The following is a 22,730-nucleotide window of genomic DNA, read 5'->3' on the forward strand; positions in this document are numbered from 1 at the left end:
ATGACGGCCCCCGCCGCCGACGACTCGGCGCCGCCGCTCACCGTCGAGGATCTCGAGGAGCGGCTGTCGCGCCCGACCGCCGGCGTGCGCGCGGTGCTCGGTCGCTACGGCGGCGACGTCCTCGTGCTCGGCGCGGGGGGCAAGATGGGGCCCTCGCTCGCGCGCATGACGCGCCGCGCGCTCGACGAGCTGGGGGGCGTGCACGCGGCGCGGCGCGTGGTCGCCGTGTCGCGTTTCGGTGACGGCGCGACGCGCGCCGCGCTCGAGGCGGCCGGCGTCGTCACGGTGGCGGCGGACCTCGCGGACCCGCGCGCGCTCGCCGCGCTCCCGGATGCGCCGTCGGTGATCTACATGGCGGGGCAGAAGTTCGGCACGAGCGACGCGCCGTCGCGCACGTGGGGGATCAACACGTTCCTTCCCGGCCTCGTCGCCGAGCGGTATGCGGGGTCGCGCCTCGTCGCGTTCAGCACCGGCAACGTGTACCCGAACACGCCGGCGCCGGGGCGCGGCGCGGCGGAGGACCACGCGCTCACGCCGTTGGGCGAGTACGCCAACTCGTGCGTCGGGCGCGAGCGCGTGCTGGAGTACGTGTGCGACCGCCACCGGACGCCGCTCGCCATCGTGCGTCTGAGCTACGCCGTCGACCTGCGCTACGGCGTCGTCGTGGACGTCGCGCGGCGCGTGCAGCGCGGCGAGCCGGTGGACGTGCGCAACGGGTGGGTGAACTTCATCTGGCAGGGCGACGCGACGGCGCAGGCGCTGCAGTGCCTCGCGCGCGCGGACGTGCCGGCGTTCGTGATCAACGTGACCGGCCCGGAGGCGGTGCCGGTGACGGAGATCGCGCGTCGCGTGGCGCGCCAGTGGCGCCGCCAGCCGCGGTTCGTCGGCATGACCGCGCCCGACGCGCTGCTCAGCGACACGACGCTCGCGCAGCGCCTGTTCGGTCCCCCGACGGTGCCGAGCGGGCGGCTCATGGACTGGGTGGCGGCATGGCTCGGCGCGGGAAACCCGACGCTCGAGAAGCCCACGAAGTTCGAGGTCCGCGATGGGAAGTTCTGACGCGGCGTGATGCAGCTGCGCCAGCACCTCCTGGCGGGTCAGGTCATCCCCGCGCATCCGCTTGCGCTCACGCCGACGCGCACGCTCGACGAGCGCCACCAGCGCGCGCTCACGCGCTACTACGTCGCCGCCGGCGCGGGCGGCATCGCGGTCGGCGTGCACACGACGCAGTTCGAGATCCACGACCCGGCGGTGGGGCTCTATCGCGCCGTGCTGGAGCTCGCGGCGGAGACCGCGGCCGCGGCGTTAGGCACCGCGGCGCGGCCGTTCGTGCGCGTCGCGGGGATCGTCGGCGACACGCGGCAGGCGGTGCACGAGGCGAGCGTCGCCGCGTCGCTCGGCTACCATGCGGGCCTCCTCAGCCTCGCCGCACTCGGCGACGCGACCGACGACGCGCTCGTGCGCCACTGCCGCGCCGTGGCGGAGGTGCTGCCGCTGTTCGGCTTCTACCTGCAGCCCGCGGTCGGTGGGCGCGAGCTGGGCTACCGCTTCTGGCGCGAGTTCGTCGAGATCCCCGGCGTGGTCGCGATCAAGATCGCGCCGTTCGATCGCTACCGCACGATCGACGTCGTGCGCGCGGTCGCCGAGTCGGGACGCGACGACGTCGCGCTGTACACCGGCAACGACGACAGCATCGTGACCGACCTGCTGACGCCCTTCCCCGCCGTGGTCGGCGGGCGTCGCGTCGCGCGGCGCATCGTCGGCGGGCTGCTCGGCCAGTGGGCGGTGTGGACGCGCCGCGCGGTCGAGCTGCTCGAGCGCGCGCGCGCCGCGGCGACGTCGGGCGAGCCGTTAGGCGCGGAGTGGCTCACGCTCGGCGCCGCGCTCACCGACGCGAACGGCGCGCTGTTCGACCCGCGCAACGGGTTCGCCGGCTGCCTGCCCGGCATTCACGAGGTGCTGCGCCGCCAGGGGCTGCTGCGCGGCACCTGGACGCTGAACCCGCGCGAGCGGCTGTCGCCCGGCCAGAGCGCGGAGATCGACCGCGTGCTGCGCACGTACCCCGAGCTGACGGACGACGCGTTCGTCGCTGAGCATAGGGACGAGTGGCTCGCTCCTTGATCACGGGCGCCCACCGCGCCGCGCACTTCGCCGGCGATGCTGCGCGGGCGATTCCGCGCGGTGCTGCGCGCGCGGCGTCTCACACCGTCGAACCACGCGGTACGGCGCAGTGCCGCGGTGTGAGCGTCGCTTGCGTTTCATCGCGCCGCATCGCCCGCGCAGTACCGCCCGCGCCGCGCACGGCGCCGTTCACCTCGCATCTTCCACCTTGCACCGCCGTCACCGATGAAGATCCAGTTCTCCCGCGCTGAGATCGGCACCCTCGGCGGCGCCGCCGCGGCCACCGGGCTCGCGGCGTTCACCGCGCACGCCGACGTCGGCGAGGTGCCGGCGTTCGTCGCGGCGGCGGCGGCCTTGTCGCTGCTCGCCGCGACCGTCGGCGCGGCCACCGAGCAGCTCGGGCATCGCCTCGGTCCGGGCGCGACCGGGATGCTGCAGGCGGCGTTCGGCAACCTCCCCGAGCTGCTCATCTGCCTGTTCAGCCTCCGCGCGGGGCTCGTCGACGTCGTGCGCGGGGCGCTCGTCGGTGCGGTGCTCGCGAACACGCTGCTCGTGCTCGGCCTCGCGATCCTCGTCGGCGGGCTGCGGCACGGCACGCAGCGGTTCCCGACGGAGACGCCGCGCATGGTGGCGACGATGCTCGTCCTCGCCGTCGCCGCGCTCGCGGTGCCCACGCTCGCGCACGTGCTGCACACGCCGGCGCAGGCGCACGAGGCCACGCTGAGCGCGGCGTGCGCCGTCGTGCTGCTCGTGCTGTTCGCGTGCAGCCTCCCGTTCTCGCTGAAGGCGAATCCGGCGATGGTCGCTGCGAACCCCGACGCGAAGACCGAGCTGGAGCACGCGTGGCCGATCGGGCAGTCGCTCGTCGTGCTCGGCGCCGCCGGCCTCGCCGCGGCGCTCGCGTCGGAGTGGTTCGTCGACGCGCTGCTTCCGGCCACGAAGGCCATCGGGCTCACCGAAGGGTTCACGGGGCTCGTCGTCGTCGCCATCGCCGGCAACGCGGTGGAGAACGTCGTCGGGATCAAGCTCGCGGCGCAGAACAAGCCCGATTACGCGCTCAGCGTGATCCTCAACTCCGCGCTGCAGGTCGCGCTCGCGCTCACGCCGGTGCTCGTGCTCGCGTCGTTCGTCATCGCGCCGGCGCCGCTCACGCTCGTGCTGCCGCCGCTCCTCGTCGCCGCGCTGGGCCTCACGGTCGGCGTGACGGCGCTCATCGTGTCCGACGGCGAGTCGATCTGGCTCGAGGGCGTCGCGCTGCTCTGCCTGTACGCGATGATCGCGGCGGCATTCTTCTGGGGGTGAACGCACGACGGGGCGGCGCCGGTTCGGCGCCGCCCCGTCGCGTCTCGTGACGCGAGCGCGTGTCGCAGCGACTGCGTGCTACCGCTGCTGGCGCGCGCCCCCCGTGAGCGGCCGCGCGATGGCGGCCGTCGGCGCCACGATGCTCGGCGCGGAGTTGTCGACGCCGAACGTCAGCGTCGCCGACGAGGTCACCGCCGTGCCGTTCGAGCCGAGGACGATGTCGCCGGCGATGAGCTGGCTGCGCGAGTTCCCGAGCACGTCGGTCAGCTTCACCGCGGCGTTGTACGCCGTGGGGCTCGAGTTCAGCGGGAGCTGGGCGCCCGTCGTGAGCACGGTGCCGCTGGTCGTCAGCGCCGTCGCCGTCTGCGGCGCGTTGCCGCCGTAGAACGCGATGCTGATGCGGTCGACGCCGTTGTAGTCGGGGTTCGTCGCCGTCAGCGCGGAGGCGTTGTTCGACGCCGTGCTGCGGAACATCGGCGTGAGCCGCGACGCGAACGTGAACGCGGGATTGATGAGCCCCTGATACGCGGTGCCGGTGCTCGAGAAGTTCGCCGCCGGGAGGCCTGTGGTGCCGAACTGCGCGACGGGCTGCGGCGACTGGTTGTCGATGTAGAGCGGCGCGTTGAGGGTGTTCACGAACGTCACGCCGCCGTTGCCGACGAGGCTCGCCACGGTGCCGTCGGAGTTCAGGACCGGGGTGCCCGAGGTGCTCGCGCCGGTGCCGAGCACGACGAACGTGCCGCTCTGGATCTCGTTCAGGTTGCTGAGCGTCGCCTGCCCGGCGCCCGGCGTGGTGTAGCCGTCCAGCGTGCGCGACGTCACGCCGCTGTTCAGGTCGAACGCGTCGCCCGTGGTGCCGGAGAACGTCGTCGTGAAGGCCGACCCCGACGCGGTCGTCGTGTGCTGCGCGATGACGCCGGTCGCGTCCTGCAGCGAGATGGTGTAGGGACCGGCCGGCACCGCGGCGCCGAAGCTCACCGGCAGCGCGCTCACCGTCACCGAGCCGGCACGCCACAGGAGGCCCGTGTTGCTCGTCGCCGCGCCGAACGCGTTCACCGCGGCCTGCGCCGCCGACGGCGCCGTCGTCACGGCGAGGTACACGCCGGACGTGTTGTTCAGCGTGAGCGGCTGCGTGAGCGTCGCCGTCTGCGACGCGCCGCCGCCCTGCGGCCGGTAGAACGTCTCGATGACGAGCGACCGCGCGCCGTTCAGCGCGAGCGCGGCGCCGGTCGTCGCGTTGAACGACGACGTGCTGAGCGTGCACGCCACCGGCACCGCGGAGCCGGAGATCGCGTTCGCGCAGCGGAGACGCACGCCGCTGACCGTCGCCCGCACCGAGTCCACCTGGTAGCCGCCGGTGTTCACCGTGACGTTCGCGGTGATGTTGCCGTGGATGTCGGACGTGTTCGCGGCGACCGGCAGGCCGATCGCGTTCGGCGTCGTGATGCTCTGCAGCGTGACCTGCACCGGCGCCGGCGTGTTGCCGCCCGAGCGGCGCACGACCTTCAGGAGCCACGGCGCCGGCGGGCTGCCCGGCGTGACGGTGCCGAGCCACGTCGTGCCGTTCATGCGCCAGATCACGAGCACGCCCGTCGTCGGATCCTGCCAGAAGATGTCGTTGTGCCCGTCGTCGTCGTAGTCGCCGATCGCCGCGATCGTCCAGTTCGTCGGGACGACGCCGAGGTCGATGGTGCTCGTGTGGTTCGTGCCCGTCATCTTCCACACGACGCGCGCGCCGTTCGCCGTGTTCTGCCAGAACAGATCGACGTTGCCGTCGCCGTCGAGATCACCCGCCGCCGCGAGCTGCCACGCGGTGGGCACGTTCGAGAGCAGCGCCGACGTGCCGAGGTTCGTGCCGCCGGTCATGAGCCACACGACGAGATCGCCCGTCGTCGTGTTGCGCCACAGCAGGTCGCCCGAGCCGTCCTTGTTCAGATCCGCGACCGTGGAGACCTTCCACGGCGACGGCGCGGTGACCGCCATCGCGAGCGTCGCGCTGATCGCATCGCTTCCGTCGAGGCGCCACGCGACGATCCCGTTCGACGGCGTGTTCTGCCAGTAGATGTCGTCGATCGCGTCGTTCGAGATGTCCGCCCCGCCGACGATGGTCCACGACGTCGGCACGACACCGTACGATCCGGTGCTGTTGATCGCGCCGTTGCGGATGCGCCAGTACGCGTGGTCGCCGTTCGACGGATTCTCGAACACGAGCTGCGCGTCGCGTCCCAACCCACCGGTGAGGAAGCGCGGGCGGCCGGGCACCGCGATCATGCGCGCGGAGACGTCGCCGACGAGATGATCGGGCGTCATCGACGCCGGCGCCTGCAGCGTCGAGGTGGTCGGCATCGTCGGCGCCGCAGGGGGCGCGACGGGGGTGTCGTGACACGCCGCGGCGATGAGCAGCGTGGCCGCGCCGAGCGCGCGGGGTCGTACGACGGATCGATTCACAGTAGGCACCTGGGTACAACGTCGGCACGCCTCCGCGAGACCGAGACGATGCTCCCAGTTGCCCACTGGAGGTGGCGCATGGAAGTACGGCGGCTACGGCGGCGTAAGTGCAGCGGTCGCGAACGGACCACTATGTCTATGAGTACCGAGGTCTGCAAGGACCACGCCCGAGCCTGGTTCGGCGAATTTCCAGGGGATCCCCGCAAAGTGAGATCCCCCGCCTAACGCCGCCTCACGGCACCACGGTCACGGTGACGTAGCCGCTCACGATCGCGTCTCCGGCCGCGGACACGCCGACGGCGAGGAAGTCGTAAGCGCGGCTGCCACCGCTCGGTGCGGTGACGTACGGAGACCCGACGGCGACCCGCAGCGTCGACGTGTAGGAGCGGTCGCTGGCACCGTCCGTCACGACCGCGCCCGGAAGCACGCCGACGAGTCGGTGGAGGCTCTGGCCGTTAGGCGCGGTGCCCGTGCGCACCCAGATCTCCACCCGCTGGAACGGCGACAGGTAGACCCCCTTCGCCCCCGTCCACGTCACCTTCAGGTCGACGAACGTCGGCGTGGCCGGCGCGGCGCCGCCGGAGATCGTGGGCGCCGCGGCGCCCACCGGCGCGAGCGCGAACGTCTCGAGATTCGTCGCCGGATCGAGCGACACGAACGTCGCCGGCGTGCCCGGGATGTTCGCGCTCGGCAGCGGGACCGACAGGCTCGTGACGCCGCCCGCCACGTCGCTCACGAACCCCGTGAACACGCTCGCCACCACTGGCGAGGACTGCAGCGCCGGCGCGAGGTACACCGCGAGGGAGCGGATGAACGACGGCACCGTGATCTGGAACGGGTTGCTGGAGGCGACGAACGCGCCGTCGAACGGCGTGCCGAGCACCAGATCGGGGTACTGGAGCGCGTACGGCGTCGCGCCGTAGCCGATCGCGCCCGACGCCGACCCGAGCTCCAGGTTGTCGCTCGCGGCGGCGAAGAACGGCACCGGCGCGCCGCCCATCATCACCTGCGGGATCGCGAGGCCGCCGAACACGGGAGACTTCGTGTCCACGACCAGCGTGCGGGCCAGCGGCGCCGAGAGGTTGCCCGACTGATCGCGCGCCTGCGCGACGATCTGGTACTGGCCGTTGAGCCCCGCCGGGATGACGACGGTGCCGATGGTGGGAATCGCTTGGCAGACGCCGCCCGGCGTGTTGGCGAACGTCGGGACGCCGGAGAAGTCGACGCTCACCGCGCAGTAGGTGCCGGTCGGCCCGGCCGTGGCGGGATCGCTGCTCGACACGTCGGCCTGGCCGCCGACGGGCGACGTCGCGGACGTGATGCGCGCCGTGCGCGAGAGGGTCACGAGGATCGGGTTGATGCCGAAGCCCGTCTCGTCGGTCCCCGCGTACTGGTACACGGACGGGCCGGCCCCGCTGGTCGCGGTGTTCGTCGTGAATCCGGCGGTCTGCAGCACCGTTGGCGCCAAGAAGTCGGTGCCGAAGCTCACCGGCAGCGTCACCGTCGCCGCGGTGCCGCTCGCGCCGAGCGTCACCGCGCCGCCCACGCGCTGCACGCGCACGTTGCCTAACGCGTCGAAGAGCGCGACGGCGAGGTTGTAGCCGGTGTTCGACCCGTTCGGCGCCAGCTGCACGCCGGTGGTGACGGGCGTGCCGCTCGTCAACACACCCGCGTTGGTCGAGCTCCCGGCGTAGAACAGCGTGCTGGTGCGGTCCACGCCGCCGAAGTCGCCGTTCACCGGCGTGAGTCCGAGGCCCGCGTTCGACGGCACCACCGCGAACATCGGCGTGAGCTGCGTCGCGAACGCGAACGTGGCGTTCACGAAGCCGACGTACGCGCTGCCCGTGAACGCGAAGTTCGAGGCCGGGATGCCCGCCGTCCCGAACTGCGCCGCCGGCTGCGGCGCCTGGTCGTCGACGTAGATCGGCGCGCCGAGCACATTCGCCGTCGTGACGCCGTTCGCGACGAGGCTCGCCACTCGGCCGACCGCGTCGAGCACCGTCGTTCCGGCGGGGCCAGCCGGCGACGTCACCACGACGAACGTCCCCGCCTGGAGCTGGCCGGTGGGGCTCGTCGGCGGGGCGCCCGCGTTGGGCGACGTGTACCCGTCGAGCGTCGCCGCGGCCGGTCCCGGCGTCCCGTCGTACGCGCCCGCCGTCGCGCCGGGGAACGTCGCCGAGTACGTCGGCGCGCCCGCGTCCTGCGCCGCCGGCCGCTGCGCGACCGCACCGTTCGCGTCCTGCAGCGTGACGACGAACGGCGCCGTCGGCGCGGGCGTGCCGTACGACACGGGGAGCAGCGTGACGCGCACCGAGCCCGCGCGCCACAGCACCCCCTGCGGCCCCGTCGTCTGCCCCGCGGCGTTCACCGACGCCTGCGCGGCGGACGGCGTGTTCGTCACCTTCGCGTACACCCCCGACACGTTCGCCAGCGTCACCGCCTGCTGCGACGCCGTGACCACCTGGCCGACGAAGCTGCCTAACGGATGGTAGTACGCGCGGAACTGCAGCACCCCCGGGCCGTTCAGCGCGAGCGGCACGCCGGTCGTCGCGTCGAACTCCGACGTCTGGAGCGTGCACGTCGTCTGCACCGCCGCACCGACGACGTTCAGCGCGGCGCACTTCGTGTGCGTGCCGCCGATCTCCATGCGCACGCTGTCGACCTGTGTCCCGGCCGGGTTCACCGTCACGGTCGCGACGAGCGGCCCGCGCACCGCCGAGAGATCGGCGGGCACCGGGGTGCCTGAGGGCCCCGTCGCGACGAGGCTCTGCACCGTGACCTGCACCGTGCCCGGCCCGTTGCCGCCCGCGCGGCGCACTGCCTTCAGCAGCCACGGCGCCGGCGGGCTCCCCGGCGCGATCGTGCCGAGGTACGTCGCGCCGTTCATCCGCCACACCACGAGCACGCCCGTCGCCGGCTGCTGCCAGAAGATGTCCGCGTGCCCGTCGTCGTCGTAGTCACCGACCGCGGCGATCGACCAGCTCGTCGGCACCACGCCGAGGTCGATCGTGCTCGCGATCGCGATCCCGCCCGCGGCCATGCGCCACGCCACGCGCGCGCCGGTCGTCGTGTTCTGCCAGAACACGTCGGGCGTGCCGTCGCCGTCGAGGTCACCGATTGCGGCCACCTGCCACGCCGTCGGCACGCTCCCCACGGCCGCCGACGACGAGAGCGCGGCGCCGTTCATCCGCCAGAGCACGAGATCCCCGCTCGTCGCGTTGCGCCACAGCAGGTCCGCGCTCCCGTTTCGGTCGAAGTCCGCCACGGCGACCACCTTCCACGGCGCCGGCGCGTACGACGCGAGCGGCACGCTCGCCGAGAGCGCGTCGTTCGCGTCGAGCCGCCACGCGACGAGCGAGTTCGTCGGCGCGTTCTGCCAGTAGATGTCGTCGATCCCGTCGCCCGATACGTCCCCCGCCCCGACGATGCTCCACGTCGTCGGTACGACACCGTACGATCCGGTGCTCGTCACGCCCCCCGCGCCGACGCGCCAGAACGCGTGGTCGCCCGATCCCGGGTGCTCGAACACGAGCTGCAGGTCGCGTCCGGTGACGCCGGACGCCGTCGCGTACACGGTCTCGCCCCGCGCCGCGACCATGCGCGCCGAGACGTCGCCTAACGACCCGACGGGCATCGCGCGCACGGCGGACGTCGCCCGCGGCGCCGCGGGGGTGTCACCGCAGGCCACCGCGGCGAGCAGCGCGGCCGCGGCCAGGGTACGAACGACGTTGGTCATGAATGTGGTGAGCCGGGGGTGGACGGTGACGCGGCGAGCAACCATGCACCGCCCCCGACCGACCGGCAAGGCCTAACGCTTCGGCTGCTCGTCAGGGCACCACCGTCACCGTCGTGTAGCCGGCCACGATCGCGTCCCCCGCCACCGTCACGCCGATGGCGAGCAGGTCGTACGTGCGCGAGCCGCCGCCGGTCGGCGCCGCGATGTCGGGCGACCCCACAGCGATCGGCAGCTCCGTCGCGACGAGCCGGTCGCCGTTCACCGCGCGGTCCGTCACCGCACCCGGCAGCACGGTTCCCACCAGCCGGTGCAGCGCCTGCCCGTTAGGCGCCGTCCCCGTGCGCACCCAGATCTCGATCCGCTCGAACGGCGACACGAACTGGCCGTAGGGGCCCGTCTGCTCCACGCGCGCCGAGATCGTCGTCGGCACGCCCGCGGTCGCCCCGGCCGAGATGGTGGGGCTCGCGTCGTTCGTCGTGTGCACGACGAACGTCTGCAGGTTCGTCACCGGGTTCGGCGTCGTGATCGGCACCGGCGCACCGATCACGATCCCCGACGGCATCACGATCGACAGCGACTGCGTGTTGTAGACGACGTCCGTCACGAACGCGGTGAACGTGCTCGCCGCCGCCGGTGCGCTCTGCGCGCCCGTCCCCGTCATCGTGGCGATCGACCGCACGAAGCGCGGCACGACCACGGGGATGGACGTCGAGCTCGCGCCGAAGATGGCGTCGAACGCGGTGCCGAGGATCGCGTCCGGGTACTGGAGCGCGTACGGCGTGCCCGCGTACCCCACGGCGCCCGACACCCACCCGAGCTCCAGATTGTCCGACGCCGAGGTGTAGAACGTGGCCGATCCGCCGCCCGCGATCGCGGCCGGCATCGTTAGGCCGGCGACGAACGGCGCCGTGGCGTCGATGACGAGCGTGCGCTTGATCGCCGGCGAGAGGTTCCCCGCCATGTCGCGCGCCTGCGCCGTGATCTGATACTGCCCCTGCAGCCCCGCCGGAATCCGCACGCTGCCGGCGACCGCGATCGGCTGACAGCCGTAGTAGCCGTAGTCGAACACCAGCGCACCGTGCGCGTCCACCGCCACCGCGCAGTAGGTGCTCGGCCAGAACGCCGCGTACGAGTGGTTGCTCGGGACGTCCGGTTGGCCGCCGACGGGGTTTGTCGTGGACGCGATGCGCGCGGTGCGCGTGACCGTGACGAGGATGGGGTTCACGCCGAAGCCCTGGTCGTCCGCGCCGGCGAACGCGAAGCTCTGCGCGGCGAGGGAGCTCGTCACCGTGTTCTGCGCGAAGCCGCTCGTCTGCGCGAGCGTCGGCGCGGCGACGTCGACGCCGAACGACACGGGCTGGCCGCCGCTCACCGAGGTGCCGCCGGCGCCGATCGCGAGCTGGCCGCCGCCCGCGCCGCTCGCCACGCGCTGGCTGCGTGCGTTGCCGAGCGCGTCGGTGAACGTGGCCGCGAGATTGTACGCGGTGTTGGACCCGTTAGGCGCGAGGTCCGCGCCGGTCTTCACCGGCGTGCCGCTCGTGAGCGCCGCCACGCTCGCGGCCGCGCCGGCGAAGAACTGCGTCGCGACTCGCCCCACGCCGCCGTAGTCGTAGTTCGACGTCGACGTGCCGGAGAGCGCGACGCTCGCCGTGTTCAGGAACCGCGGCGCGAGCGTCGCCTGGAAGTCGAACGCGCTTCCGACGAAGCCGACCCACGCCGTGCCGGTGCTCGCGAAGTTCGTCGTCGGCGGGCCCGCGACGCCGAAGTTCACCGCCGGCTGCGGCGCCTGGTCGTCGAGGAACAGCGGCGTGCCGAGCGTGTTGGTGTACGTCGTGCCGCCCGCCACGAGGCTCGTCACGTGACCGTCGCCGTCGAGCACCGTGGCGCCGGTGGTGCTCGGTGCGGCGCCGAGCACCACGAACGTGCCCGCCTGCAGCGCGCCCGTCGGGCCCGTGGCGTTCAGCCCCGCGTTGGGCGACGTGTAGCCGTCGAGCCGCGCCGTCGCCGGCGCCTGCGTCGCGTCGAACGCGTCCGCGGTCGCGCCGGGGAACGTCGCCGCGTACGTCGGGGCGAACGGGTCCTGCGTCGCGGTGCGCGTCGCCAGCACCCCGTGCGCGTCGTGCAGCGACACCGTGTACGGCGGCGCGGGCGCGGGGCTGCCATAGCTCACCGGCAGCAGCCGCACCGTCACCGCGCCGGCGTGCCACGTCACGCCCTGCGGTCCCGTCGTCTGCCCCGTCGCGTTCACCGCCGCCTGCGCGACCGACGGCGCGGTCGTCACCTGCGCGTACACACCGGACACGTTCGCCGTCGTCACCGGCTGCTGCACGAGCGACGCGACCTGCTGCGCGCCGCCGCTCGTCGGCCGGTAGAACGCCTCGAACACCAGCGTCTGCGCGCCGTTGGGCACGAATGCGGCGCCCGTCGACGCGTTGAACGCCGCCGTCTGCACGGTGCACGACACGGCGATCGGCGCGCCGCGCAGGCTCGTCAGGCAGCGCGCGCTCCGGCTGCCGAGGCGCATCTGCACGCTGTCGACGTGCACGGTGCCCGGATCCACCGTGATGCTCGCGGTGAGGTCGCCGCGCACGCTCGACAGGTTCGCCGGCGCGAGCCCGCCGAAGGCGTTCGGCGTCGAGTACCCCTGCACGGTGATGCGCACCGGACCCGTGGACGCGCCCCCGCCGCTGCCCATGCGCCGCACGGCGCGCAGCACCCACGGCACGTCGGAGGCGCCACCGAGGACGCTGCGCACGTACGTCGCGCCGATCATGCCCCACCCCGAGAGCGCGCCCGTGCCCGGGTTCACCCACAGGATGTCGTTGTGCGCGTCGCCGTCGTAGTCCGCGATGCCGACGATCGTCCACGCCGGCGGCACGACGCCGAGGTCCGCCGAGCCGGTGACCGCCGTGCCGTTCATGAACCACACGACGCGCTGCCCCGTCGTCGTATGCTCCCAGAACACGTCCGCGCTGCCGTTGCCGTCCAGGTCACCCGCCGTCGACACGCGCCACGCGGGCGGCACGCTGCCTAACGCCACCGACGACGCGTACGTGGGGCCATTCATGAGCCAGATCACCACCTCGCCCGTCGTCGGGTGGCGCCACAGCAGGTCGGCCCTGCCGTCGCGGTCGAAGTCCGCGACCGCAGCCACCTTCCACGGGGTCGGCGCGTACGCGCTGAGCGCCACCGTGCCGGCGTGTGCGTCCGACGCGTCCATCGTCCACACGACGAGCGCGTTCGTAGGCGTCTGCTGCCAGTAGATGTCGTCGATCCCGTCGTTCGTCAGGTCGCCGACGCCGACGATGCTCCACGCCGTCGGTACGATGCCGTACGCACCGTCGCCCGTGTGCGCGCTGGCGTGCATGCGCCACCACGCGTGGCTGCCCGTGACCGGGTGCTGGAAGATGAACTGCAGGTCGGGCGCGACGGCGCTCGCGAGCGCCGGTGCCTCGCTCGGCGTCTCCCTCGGCGCGAGCGGCGCGACCATGCGCGCCGACACGTCGCCCACCGACGCGGCGGGCATCACGAGCGCGCCCGGCGAGGCGGGCATGGTCGGCGCCGCGCGCGACGAATCGTGCGGCGTCGACGGCGTATCCTGACAGGCGAGAGCGGCGAGCAGCGCGGCCGCGGCGATGGCTCGAGGAAGGGCGTCGTGGCGAGTCACGGCGGGGATGTCGGGGGATTCGTGCGGCCGGCGCACGATGTCGCACGTCCCCCGACGCCGCAAGGCTGAGTTCGCCTGACTGCCTAACGGGCCGCGACCGCCCGCGTGCGCGGCCTCACCCCGGCGGGATCGTCAGCACGACCTGGTCGCCGGGCGCCACGCTGATCTCCTCCGATGCCGGCGGCGTGCGCCCGCCGATCGGATCGGCGATGAACCGCAGCGTCATGAGCGACTGCACGATCGACGCGGGAATCGTCAGCACCTGCGTGGAGTTGCCCGACACGGTGCCGAGCCGCACGCGCTCCGAGCCGCGGACGACGTAGATGTTGCGGTCGAGGAATCCCTGATTGACGACACGCACGGTCGTCCGCGCGACCGGCTCCGGCGCGTTCTTCCCCTTGCCGTAGCACGCCGACGCGCCGGCGACGAGCGTGGCGACGGCCGCGGTCACGAAGCCGCGGCGGCCGATGGACGACGAGAGTGGTCCCATGGGTGCGTGAGGACGTGGGTTGTCGCGCGATGTGCGGGGCGAACGGCGCCCCTCCCTGCGGGTAGATTACCGCGAAGCTCGCCGCGGCGCCGCCCACCCGGCGCGCCGTCTTCCGCTACCCGTTGGAGGCGTCGTGTGACGCGTTACCTCCCTCTCGCCGCGCTCGCCCTCGCGACCGTGCTCGCGACCGTGGCACGCGCGCAACAGCCCGTGACGAAGGACGCGCCCGCGGTCGCCGCCGCGCGCTCCATCGGCACCACGCCGACCGCCGCCGCGGCGCGCCTGTTCGTCGACTCCGTCGAGCGCCGGCTCGATGCGCTGAGCGTGACCGTGAACCAGGCCGAGTGGGTCGCCGCGACGTACATCACCGACGATACCGAGGCGCTCTCCGCCGACGCGCAGCAGCGATACGACGCCGCCGCGCAGCGCTTCGCGCTCGCCGCGCGCCGCTTCGACGGCGTGACCGTCCCACCCGATCTGCGGCGCAAGCTCACGCTGCTGAAGCTCGCGTTCACGGCGCCGCCGCCGAGCGACCCGGCGAAGGGCGCGGAGCTCGTGCGCCTCACGACCGGCATGGAGGGCGCGTACGGCCGCGGCACGTACTGCCGTCGCGGAGCGCTCGGCCAGCCCGCGGCCACCACCGGCGACTCCACCTGCTATCAGATCAACGATCTGTCGCGCGCGCTCGCCGAGAGCCACGACCCCGCGGTGCTGCTCGACGCGTGGCGCGGATGGCACGCGATCGGCGCGCCGCTGCGCCCGAAGTACGAGCGCTTCGTCGCGCTGTCGAACGAGGGTGCACGCGAGCTCGGGTTCGCGGACCTCGGCGCGATGTGGCGCGCGAACTACGACATGCCCGCCGACCAGTTCCCGCGCGAGGTCGAGCGGTTGTGGAAGCAGGTGGAGCCGCTGTACGTGGCGCTGCACGCCTACGTGCGCACGCGGCTCAACCAGCAGTACGGCGACGCCGTCGTCGCGAAGGACGGGATGATCCCGGCCCATCTGCTCGGCAACATGTGGGCGCAGGAGTGGGGCAACGTCTACCCGATCGTCGCGCCGCCGAACGCGTCGCCCACGTACGACCTCACGGCGCTCTTGAAGGCGAAGAACGTCGACGCGAAAGGGATGGCGAAGTACGCGGAGGGCTTCTTCACGTCGATGGGGTTCGCGCCGCTGCCGGCGACGTTCTGGGAGCGGTCGATGCTCGTGAAGCCGCGCGATCGCGAGGTGGTGTGCCACGCGAGCGCGTGGACGATCGACAACAAGAACGACGTCCGCATCAAGGCGTGCCTCGAGCCGACCGCCGACGACTTCGTCACGATCCACCACGAGGAGGGGCACAACTTCTACCAGCGCGCGTACTCGTCGCAGCCGTACCTGTTCCAGAACGGCGCGAACGACGGCTTCCACGAGGCCATCGGCGACGCGATCGCGCTGTCGATCACGCCGGGCTACCTGCAGCAGGCCGGTCTGCTCGCGACGCCGCCGAGCGCAGCGGCCGACACCGCGCTGCTGCTGCGCCAGGCGCTCGACAAGGTCGCGTTCCTCCCGTTCGGCCTCATGATCGACCAGTGGCGGTGGGGCGTGTTCAGCGGCGCGATCAAGCCGTCGGAGTACAACAAGGCGTGGTGGGACCTGCGCGCGCGCTACCAGGGCGTCGTGCCGCCGGTGGCGCGCAGCGAGGCGGACTTCGACCCCGGCGCGAAGTACCACGTCCCGGCGAACACGCCGTACATGCGCTACTTCCTCGCCCGCGTGCTGCAGTTCCAGTTCTATCGCGCGATGTGCCGCGCGGCCGGCCACACCGGGCCGCTGTATCGGTGCTCGTTCTACGGCAGCAAGGAGGCGGGGGCGAAGCTGGCGCGCATGCTGGAGGCGGGCCAGAGCAAGCCGTGGCAGGAGACGCTGTACGAGATGACGGGCGAGCGCGACATGGACGCCGGCGCGATGCTGGAGTACTTCGCGCCGCTGAAGGCGTGGCTCGACCGGCAGAACGCCGGGCATCCCGTCGGCTGGACGCCGCGCACCGCGACTCGATGAGTCGACGACCTGCTGCGTGGCTGCGTGGCTGCGAGAGTCGTTAGGCAGCTACGCGGCCACGCAGCTACGCAGCTACGCAGCTACTTCACACGGAGGGATGCATGCGCACGGGCATTCGAGTCATCGGATTGTTGGTCGCGCTGGCGCCGGCGGTGGGCGTGTCGCAGCCGGTCCCCGTGCACGAGTGGGAGGTGCCGTGGAAGAACGCGCGCCCGCGCGACCCGATCGCCGACCGGCAGGGGCGCGTGTGGTTCGTCGGTCAGGCGGGCAACTTCGTCGCGCGACTCGACCCCGCCACCGGCCAGTTCCACCGCTTCGCCATCGACGCCGATGCGTTCCCGCACACCGTGAACCTCGACGCGCGCGGCAACGCGTGGTTCACCGGCAACCGCAACGGCTCGGTGTACCGCATCGACGCGGCGTCGGGCAAGATCACGCGCTTCGCCGTTCCCGACTCGTCGGTGCGCGACCCGCACACGATCGCCGTCGCGCCGAACGGGGACCTCTGGTTCACCGCGCAGTTCGGGAACGCGGTGACGCGCCTGAACGCGGCCACCGGGCAGATGCGCGTCGTGAAGATGCCGGAGGCGAACTGGCGCCCGTACGGCATCGCCATGGACTCGAAGGGCCGGCCGTGGTTCGATCTGTTCGGCACGAACCGCATCGGCACGATCGACCCGGCGACGATGCAGCTGAAGACGTTCCCGCTCCCGAGCGACCGCGCGCGCCCGCGCCGCATCGCCGTGACGACCGACGACATGGTGTGGTACGTCGACTACGTGCGCGGCTACATCGGCCGGCTCGACCCCCGGTCGGGCGCCGTGAAGGAGTGGCAGAACCCCGGCGGCGCCGCGTCGCTCCCCTACGCCATGACGGTCGACGACCAGGACCGCCTCTGGTTCGTCGAGACCGGGCTGAAGCCGAACCGCCTCGTCGGCTTCGACCCGAAGGCCGAGAAGTTCTTCGGCATGACCAACATCGGCGGCGGCGACCAGCCCAACACCGTTAGGCACATGACGTTCGACAAGGCCACGGGCGTCATCTGGTTCGGCACCGACCTCGGCACCATCGGCAGGGCGGCGGTCGGGTCCAGGAACAAACCGATCTCGTGACGGCCGCTGCGTGGCTGCGTGGCTGCGTGGCTGCGCGTGGGTCGTGACGCAGCCACGCAGCCACGCAGCCACGCAGCCACTCACGCGATTCCCCTCCGGATCGCCTCCAGCACCTTCTCGGCGAACAGGTCGACGTCGTCCGGCGTCGTGTACACGTTCGGCGTGATGCGGATACCGGACGGGATGTCGTCGCGGATGATCGGCGTCGTGACGATGCGATGCTTGTCGTACAGCCACGCGCCCAGCTTCCCCGGGTCCATCCCGTCGACGAGGAAGTAGCCGATCGCGCCCGCCTTCGTCGGGTCGCGCAGATCGGTCAGCACCTTCACGCGGTCGCTCTCGGCGAGCAGCCGCTTCGCCCACCGGTCGCGCAGCCAGCGCAGCCGCGCCGCCTTCCGCTCCGCGCCGATCGCGCGGTGGAAGGCGAGCGCGGCGGCGATCGCGTTGTGGTTCGCCGCTGGATGCGTGCCGATCTCCTCGTACTTGCGCACGTCAGCCGTCATCGTCGCCGGCGCGGCCATGAGCGGCCAGAGCGTCGCGATCTTGTCGCGCCGCACGTAGAGGAACCCCGTCCCGACCGGCGCGAGCAGCCACTTGTGCAGGCTCGTGCCGTAGTAGTCGGCCCCCAGCGCGTCGCGCGTGAACGGGAAGTGCGCGAACGCGTGCGCGCCGTCGACGAGCACCTCGATGCCCAACGGGCGCGCCAGCTCCACGATGCGGCGCACGGGCAGGATCTGCCCCGTGAGGTTCGTGATGTGCGTGACCTCGATCGCCCGCGTACGCGGCGTGATCGCGGCGCGGAACCGCTCCACGACATGGTCGTCGCTCGGCGGCGGCACGGTGAACGTGATCGACTTCACGACGATGCCGTCGCGCCGCGCGCGCTGGTCCCACGTCGTGAGCATGCGCGGGTAGTTCTGCGTCGCGACGATCACCTCGTCGCCCCGCTGCAGGTCGAGGCCGAGGATCATCGTCTCGTTCGCCTCGCTCGCGTTGCGGACGATCGCCATCTCCTCGGGGTCGCACCCGAACTCCCGCGCCAGCTCGCGGCGCACGCTCTCGATCCGCGGCTCGAGCACGCGCCACATGTGGTCCACCGGGATCTCGTTCGAGAACCGGAGGTCGCGGATCATCGCCTCGAGCACGTGCGTCGGCGTCGGGCTCACGCCGCCGTTGTTCAGGTTCACGAGCGTGCGGTCGAGATCGAACGCGCGCGTGATCTCCGCCCAGTAGTCCTCGTCCGCCGCGAGCGCGTCCGCGGCGCGCGGTCCCGCGATCTCGCTCGCCCGCCGGATCGCGCGCCCCGCGTGGGGCGAGAACGTCGGCAGCGCGGCGGCGACCATGCTCGACACGAACGTGCGGCGGCTCGGCATTGAACGCTCCGGTGTGAACGCGGAGATTCTACGGCGACGGCGGCTCGGCACAAGCCAGGACACGTCCTCGCCATTGCGTTACCATCATGTCCACGGGCCCGCGTGCCGAGTGGCGAGCGCCCATGCATATGATGGTAACGCCGTGGAAATGACGCGCTGATGCGGTACCCCATCCCTGCCGGCGTCCATCGCGAGAAGGACGAGATCGAGCGCAGCCGCTTCATCACGACCGTGGCACCGGCGGCCACCATCGACGAGGCGCAGGCGTTCATCCAATCGATCCGCGACGAGTTCCCCGACGCGACGCACAACTGCTGGGCGTACGTCGTCGGCCCGCCGGGGAGCACGGCGCGCATCGGTCTCAGCGACGACGGCGAGCCGCACGGCACCGCCGGACGGCCGATGCTCACCGCGCTGCTCCACGGCGGCGTGGGCGACGTCGCCGCGGTCGTCACGCGCTACTACGGCGGCATCAAGCTCGGCACGGGCGGGCTCGTGCGCGCGTACGGCGGCTGCCTGCAGCGCGCGCTCGAGACGCTGCCACGCGGCGAGCGCGTGGAGTGGGTCGCCGTGCAGGCGCTCGTGTCGTACGCCGACGTGACGCCGGTGCGCCAGCTCGTCGCGGCGCACCGTGGAGAGATCCTGCACGAGGAGTACGGCGCCGATGTGACCTACACCGTTAGGCTTCCCGCCCCCGACGTCGAGCCGTTCGTGGCCGCGCTGCGCGACGCCACGCGCGGCGCCGCGATCGTCGAGCGTCCGTGACGGCGGCGTGGCGGCGCGAGCGCGTCGATGTCACGCAGCCACGCAGCGACGCCGCGTCACAGCACGTCCGCGATCGCCGCGATCTCCTCCGCCGCCTTCCACGCCTCGGCGAGGTGCGCCAGCTCCCCCTCGAGGATCTTCCGCTCGGCGTCCTCGTGCAGGGCCATCTCCACCGCGAGGCGCTCCACCGGCGTGAGGCCTAACGCGCCGACCTTGCGCATCTTCGCCATCACGCGGCCGCCCGGTCGCGCGGACAGCCGAGACGCGGCGCGCAACCAGCCCGTGACGTCGCCGCGCTCGCCGATGCGCTGCACCGCCGCGCGCACCTGCGACGCGCTCGCGCCCCACGCGTTCGAGCGCGCGAGCAGCACGCCGAGCCCGCGCTGCGCGGCGGCGCCGGTGAGCACGCGCACGCCGTCGTCCTGCTGCAGGTGGATCGCCGGCGCGCCGCCGTCGTAGAGCAGCGCCGACTCGCGCAGGTGCCGCACGCGCACGTTCAGCATGTGGCCCGTGCCGTCGGGCACGTGCGCCACCACGCGCTCGGACAGCAGCCAGTCCTTCGCCATCTGGTAGGGCACCTGCACGCCGCCCGCGACCCAGCCGGAGAAGTAGATCCCGCCCGACATCAGCGCCGTCGCCATCGCCGGCACCGCCACCGGCGCCGCGGCCACCACCGCGACCGCGCCCACGCCCCCGCGGCGATCGCGCGACGGCGACGGCGGCCGAACTGGTCGCCGTAGCGCCACGCCGCGAACTCCGGCCGCAGCGGCGCGCCGATGCGCACCAGCTCGAGCCCTTCGGAGAGCTTCGCGAGCCCGATGTTGTCCGTCGACACGCGCACCCGCGTCGAGCGGAACATCCGCTCCGCGTCCTCGATCGCCTCCCACCGCTCGTCGAGCGGCGTCAGGTTCCACCGCTCGCAGCTCCGGCAGACGACCCACAGCCGGCCCTTGTCCGCGTCGAACGCGACGCGCCGCCCCACCGGCATGGACTCGAGGACGTCGTTGCCGCCGAACGGCGTGTCGCAGAACAGGCAGGTGGCGTACACGAGTCTGACCTCGGGAACGGGGGACGCGGATGCGGCGACCGGCGGCTGTGCCGTGGAGTGACGCACGGAGCACGCCGCGCGCGTCCACTCACCGCTATGTTGCCACCACGCCCCGCGTTCGCGCCATCCCGAGTCCACTGCCTCCGTCGTGTCCCCCCGCCTGCTCCGCGTCCTCGTCCCGGTGCTCGTCCTCGTCACGGGCGGCTTCGGGCTCTATCAGCTCTTCGTGGCCGGCATCGCGCTGCGCGTGAAGTCGTACCCGTTCGCGCTCCTGTACGCCGTCATGGGCCTCGCCGGGCTCGCAGTGGCCACCGCGCTCGCGCGCGTCGGAAAGGGCAGGAGAGCGGGAGGGCAGGAGGGCAGGAGCTGACGCCTCTCCTGCCCTCCTGCCCTCCTGCCCCTGCCGTCCTGCCGTCCTAGATCATCGCGTCCATCACCGGCGCCGCCCCCGCCGCGATCGTCGCCGCGAGCGCCGACGTCTGCGGCAGCAGCTTCGTGAAGTAGAACCGCGCCGTCTTCACCTTCGCGTCGTAGAACGCGTCGCCCTCCTTCGCCACGGCGACCTGCGCCATGCGCAGCCACATCCACCCCGTGGCGACGAGACCGAACAGCCGCAGGTAATCCACCGCCGCGGCGCCCGCTTCGTCGGGGTTCTGCATCGCCTTGTTCATCACCGTCATCGTCGACTCCTGCAGCTTGCGCAGCGCGTCGAGCAGCGGCTGGGCGAACTCCGCGAGGCGCGGCTCGGCCGCCGCTTCCTTCGCCGTGCGCTGCACCATCGGCAGGAACCGGCGCAGCAGCCGGCCGCCACCCTCCGGCACCTTGCGGCCGATGAGGTCCATCGCCTGGATGCCGTTCGTGCCCTCGTAGATCTGCGCGATGCGCGCGTCGCGCACGAACTGCTCGATGCCGAACTCGCGGATGTACCCGTGTCCGCCGAGGCACTGCAGCGCGAGGTTCGTCACCTCGAAGCCGGTGTCGGTGAGGAACGCCTTGATGATCGGCGTCATGAGCGCGACGAGGTCCGACGCTTCCTGCCTAACGGTCTCGTCGGGGTGCTTGTCCTCGACGTCGATGAGCTGCCCCACCCAGTACGCGAGCGCGCGCTCCCCCTCGATGTACGCCTTCGCCGTGAGCAGCATGCGGCGCACGTCGGGGTGCACGACGATCGGATCGGCCTCGCCCTGCGGGTTCTTCGTGCCGGTGAGCGCGCGGCCCTGCAGCCGCTCCTTCGCGTAGGCGAGCGCGTTCTGGTACGCGACCTCCGCGAGCCCCAGCCCCTGCATCCCCACGCCGAGTCGCGCGCCGTTCATCATCGTGAACATGGCGCGCATGCCCTTGTGCGGCTCGCCGACGAGCCACCCGGTCGCGTTGTCGAAGTTCATCACGCAGGTGGCGTTCGCCTTGATCCCCATCTTGTGCTCGATGGAGCCGCACCGTACGCCGTTGGGCGTGCCGATGCCTCCCTCCTCCGTCGGCAGGAACTTCGGCACGAGGAACAGCGAGATCCCCTTCGTCCCCGGCGGCGCGTCGGGCAGCTTCGCGAGCACGAGGTGGACGATGTTCTCGGCGAGGTCGTGCTCGCCCGCGGAGATGAAGATCTTCGTTCCCGTGACGTGATACGCGCCGTCGCCGGCGGGCACCGCCTTCGTGCGGATGATGCCGAGATCCGTGCCCGCGTGCGGCTCGGTGAGGCACATCGTGCCGCACCACGTGCCGTCGACGATCTTCGGCAGGAAGCGCCGCTTCAGCTCCTCGTCGCCCCAGCGCTCGAGCGCGATCGTCGCGCCGTGGCCGAGCTCCGGGTACATGCTGAACGAGAGGTTGGCCGAGCAGAGCAGCTCGTCGAACACGAAGCGCGCGAGGTGCGGCAGCCCCTGCCCGCCCCACTCGGCCGGCGCGGTCATGGCGGGCCAGCCGCCGCTCACGAACTGCGCGTACGCCTCCTTGAAGCCGGCCGGCGTGCGGACGACGCCGTTCTCGTAGTGGCACCCCTCCGCGTCGCCCGACTGGTTGAGCGGCGCGAGCACCTCCTCGCACAGCTTCCCCCCCTCCTCGAGCACGGCGAGCAGCACGTCCGGTGTCGCTTCCTCGTAGCCGGGGAGCCGCGAAAGCTGTTCGACGTCCAGCACCTCGGTGAGGATGAAGCGAATGTCGTCGAGCGGAGCCTTGTAGCTGGGCATGGAGGGAATCCGTTGAGCGCGGTCAGTGAGAGCCGAACACTGTTCGGCTGAAAGCTGTCTGCGGGGGTCCGGGAGGGCAAGAGAGCAAGAGGGGGACCGGCTCGCGTCGCCCGGTCCCCCTCCTGCCCTCGTGCCCTCTGCTCTCTTACTTGTACGGATCCCAGGTCGCTGCCTCGAAGGCCGACCAGAGGTGCATCACCCAGCCGAGCGTGCCGAACGAAAGCGCCCAGAAGGCGATGGCCAGGACGAAGTGCCAGAGCGCCTTCCCCAGGCGACCCTGCGTGAGCTGGCCGAGCCCCGGCGCGATCAGGGAGCAGATCGCGGCGATGACGTTGGCGGTCGATCCCTTTCCGGCCACTTGAGCCTCCGCGCGGCGAGTGTGCGTCGAGCTGTCGTGCACGCGGCACCCGCCGCGCGCAGCACTCCCTACGGAACCACCTGGCGC

At 72.2% G+C, this 22,730-nt stretch carries 16 protein-coding genes; 7 read left to right on the plus strand and 9 right to left on the minus strand.

Features of this window, described 5'->3' with window-relative positions; genetic code table 11:
* From J421_RS00425 to cax, 3 genes are all read left to right on the plus strand, one after another.
* On the plus strand, nucleotides 1-1,059 hold the full coding sequence (locus J421_RS00425; protein WP_025409180.1) for an NAD-dependent epimerase/dehydratase family protein: 1,059 nt from the start codon (nucleotides 1-3) through the stop codon (nucleotides 1,057-1,059).
* A 9-nt stretch (nucleotides 1,060-1,068) separates the two neighbouring features.
* Nucleotides 1,069-2,121, plus strand: a complete 1,053-nt coding sequence (locus tag J421_RS00430; protein WP_025409181.1) for a dihydrodipicolinate synthase family protein — start codon at nucleotides 1,069-1,071, stop codon at nucleotides 2,119-2,121.
* A 225-nt stretch (nucleotides 2,122-2,346) separates the two neighbouring features.
* Nucleotides 2,347-3,423, plus strand: a complete 1,077-nt coding sequence (gene cax / locus J421_RS00435) for a calcium/proton exchanger (RefSeq protein WP_025409182.1) — start codon at nucleotides 2,347-2,349, stop codon at nucleotides 3,421-3,423.
* A gap of 78 nt (nucleotides 3,424-3,501) precedes the next feature.
* Here the strand turns inward: cax and J421_RS00440 are convergent, their stop codons facing one another.
* The 4 genes from J421_RS00440 to J421_RS00455 all read right to left on the minus strand — a co-directional run bounded on the left by J421_RS00440 (nucleotide 3,502) and on the right by J421_RS00455 (nucleotide 13,764).
* Complete coding sequence (locus J421_RS00440) at nucleotides 3,502-5,871, minus strand: FG-GAP repeat domain-containing protein (RefSeq protein WP_025409183.1); 2,370 nt, start codon at nucleotides 5,869-5,871, stop codon at nucleotides 3,502-3,504.
* A 232-nt stretch (nucleotides 5,872-6,103) separates the two neighbouring features.
* Nucleotides 6,104-9,607, minus strand: a complete 3,504-nt coding sequence (locus J421_RS00445) for an FG-GAP repeat domain-containing protein (RefSeq protein ID WP_025409184.1) — start codon at nucleotides 9,605-9,607, stop codon at nucleotides 6,104-6,106.
* A gap of 91 nt (nucleotides 9,608-9,698) precedes the next feature.
* Complete coding sequence (locus J421_RS00450) at nucleotides 9,699-13,274, minus strand: FG-GAP repeat domain-containing protein (RefSeq protein WP_148306074.1); 3,576 nt, start codon at nucleotides 13,272-13,274, stop codon at nucleotides 9,699-9,701.
* 115 nt (nucleotides 13,275-13,389) lie between these two features.
* Nucleotides 13,390-13,764 (minus strand): hypothetical protein, encoded by a 375-nt coding sequence (locus J421_RS00455; protein WP_025409186.1) that lies wholly within the window; start codon nucleotides 13,762-13,764, stop codon nucleotides 13,390-13,392.
* Between the two features lie 135 nt (nucleotides 13,765-13,899).
* Here J421_RS00455 and J421_RS00460 point away from each other — a divergent pair, with 135 nt between their 5' ends.
* Nucleotides 13,900-15,804 carry a M2 family metallopeptidase gene (locus J421_RS00460; RefSeq protein WP_025409187.1) on the plus strand — a complete coding sequence of 635 codons (1,905 nt, stop codon included), beginning with the start codon at nucleotides 13,900-13,902 and terminating at the stop codon, nucleotides 15,802-15,804.
* 101 nt (nucleotides 15,805-15,905) lie between these two features.
* Complete coding sequence (locus J421_RS00465; protein ID WP_025409188.1) at nucleotides 15,906-16,916, plus strand: Vgb family protein; 1,011 nt, start codon at nucleotides 15,906-15,908, stop codon at nucleotides 16,914-16,916.
* 80 nt (nucleotides 16,917-16,996) lie between these two features.
* Here the strand turns inward: J421_RS00465 and J421_RS00470 are convergent, their stop codons facing one another.
* Nucleotides 16,997-18,289, minus strand: a complete 1,293-nt coding sequence (locus tag J421_RS00470; RefSeq protein WP_025409189.1) for an aminotransferase class V-fold PLP-dependent enzyme — start codon at nucleotides 18,287-18,289, stop codon at nucleotides 16,997-16,999.
* Nucleotides 18,290-18,448: 159 nt separating this feature from the next.
* Between J421_RS00470 and J421_RS00475 the strand changes: the two genes are divergently transcribed.
* Nucleotides 18,449-19,054 carry a YigZ family protein gene (locus J421_RS00475; RefSeq protein ID WP_025409190.1) on the plus strand — a complete coding sequence of 202 codons (606 nt, stop codon included), beginning with the start codon at nucleotides 18,449-18,451 and terminating at the stop codon, nucleotides 19,052-19,054.
* Between the two features lie 56 nt (nucleotides 19,055-19,110).
* Here J421_RS00475 and J421_RS00480 read toward each other — a convergent pair whose 3' ends face one another.
* Both J421_RS00480 and J421_RS00485 read right to left on the minus strand, forming a co-directional pair.
* On the minus strand, nucleotides 19,111-19,743 hold the full coding sequence (locus J421_RS00480; protein WP_025409191.1) for a hypothetical protein: 633 nt from the start codon (nucleotides 19,741-19,743) through the stop codon (nucleotides 19,111-19,113).
* A complete protein-coding gene (locus J421_RS00485) occupies nucleotides 19,680-20,102 on the minus strand; it encodes a hypothetical protein (RefSeq protein ID WP_025409192.1) in 423 nt (140 codons plus the stop codon). The genes J421_RS00480 and J421_RS00485 overlap by 64 nt, the downstream gene beginning before the upstream one ends.
* Nucleotides 20,103-20,250: 148 nt before the next feature.
* Between J421_RS00485 and J421_RS00490 the strand changes: the two genes are divergently transcribed.
* A complete protein-coding gene (locus J421_RS00490) occupies nucleotides 20,251-20,472 on the plus strand; it encodes a hypothetical protein (RefSeq protein WP_148306076.1) in 222 nt (73 codons plus the stop codon).
* A 46-nt stretch (nucleotides 20,473-20,518) separates the two neighbouring features.
* Here the strand turns inward: J421_RS00490 and J421_RS00495 are convergent, their stop codons facing one another.
* On the minus strand, nucleotides 20,519-22,285 hold the full coding sequence (locus J421_RS00495; RefSeq protein WP_025409194.1) for an acyl-CoA dehydrogenase C-terminal domain-containing protein: 1,767 nt from the start codon (nucleotides 22,283-22,285) through the stop codon (nucleotides 20,519-20,521).
* 145 nt (nucleotides 22,286-22,430) lie between these two features.
* A complete protein-coding gene (locus J421_RS00500; protein WP_201773069.1) occupies nucleotides 22,431-22,685 on the minus strand; it encodes a hypothetical protein in 255 nt (84 codons plus the stop codon).
* Between the last annotated feature and the right edge of the window lie 45 nt (nucleotides 22,686-22,730).

The sequence above is a fragment of the Gemmatirosa kalamazoonensis genome (assembly GCF_000522985.1).
In the GTDB taxonomy this organism is placed as follows: domain Bacteria; phylum Gemmatimonadota; class Gemmatimonadetes; order Gemmatimonadales; family Gemmatimonadaceae; genus Gemmatirosa; species Gemmatirosa kalamazoonensis.

Coding starts and splice junctions, on each gene's coding strand:
- J421_RS00425 (WP_025409180.1), top strand. CDS start 1: ATGACGGCCCCCGCCGCCGACGACTCGGCGCCGCCGCTCACCGTCGAG.
- J421_RS00430 (WP_025409181.1), top strand. CDS start 1,069: ATGCAGCTGCGCCAGCACCTCCTGGCGGGTCAGGTCATCCCCGCGCAT.
- cax (WP_025409182.1), top strand. CDS start 2,347: ATGAAGATCCAGTTCTCCCGCGCTGAGATCGGCACCCTCGGCGGCGCC.
- J421_RS00445 (WP_025409184.1), bottom strand. CDS start 9,607: ATGACCAACGTCGTTCGTACCCTGGCCGCGGCCGCGCTGCTCGCCGCG.
- J421_RS00455 (WP_025409186.1), bottom strand. CDS start 13,764: ATGGGACCACTCTCGTCGTCCATCGGCCGCCGCGGCTTCGTGACCGCG.
- J421_RS00465 (WP_025409188.1), top strand. CDS start 15,906: ATGCGCACGGGCATTCGAGTCATCGGATTGTTGGTCGCGCTGGCGCCG.
- J421_RS00470 (WP_025409189.1), bottom strand. CDS start 18,289: ATGCCGAGCCGCCGCACGTTCGTGTCGAGCATGGTCGCCGCCGCGCTG.
- J421_RS00475 (WP_025409190.1), top strand. CDS start 18,449: ATGCGGTACCCCATCCCTGCCGGCGTCCATCGCGAGAAGGACGAGATC.
- J421_RS00495 (WP_025409194.1), bottom strand. CDS start 22,285: ATGCCCAGCTACAAGGCTCCGCTCGACGACATTCGCTTCATCCTCACC.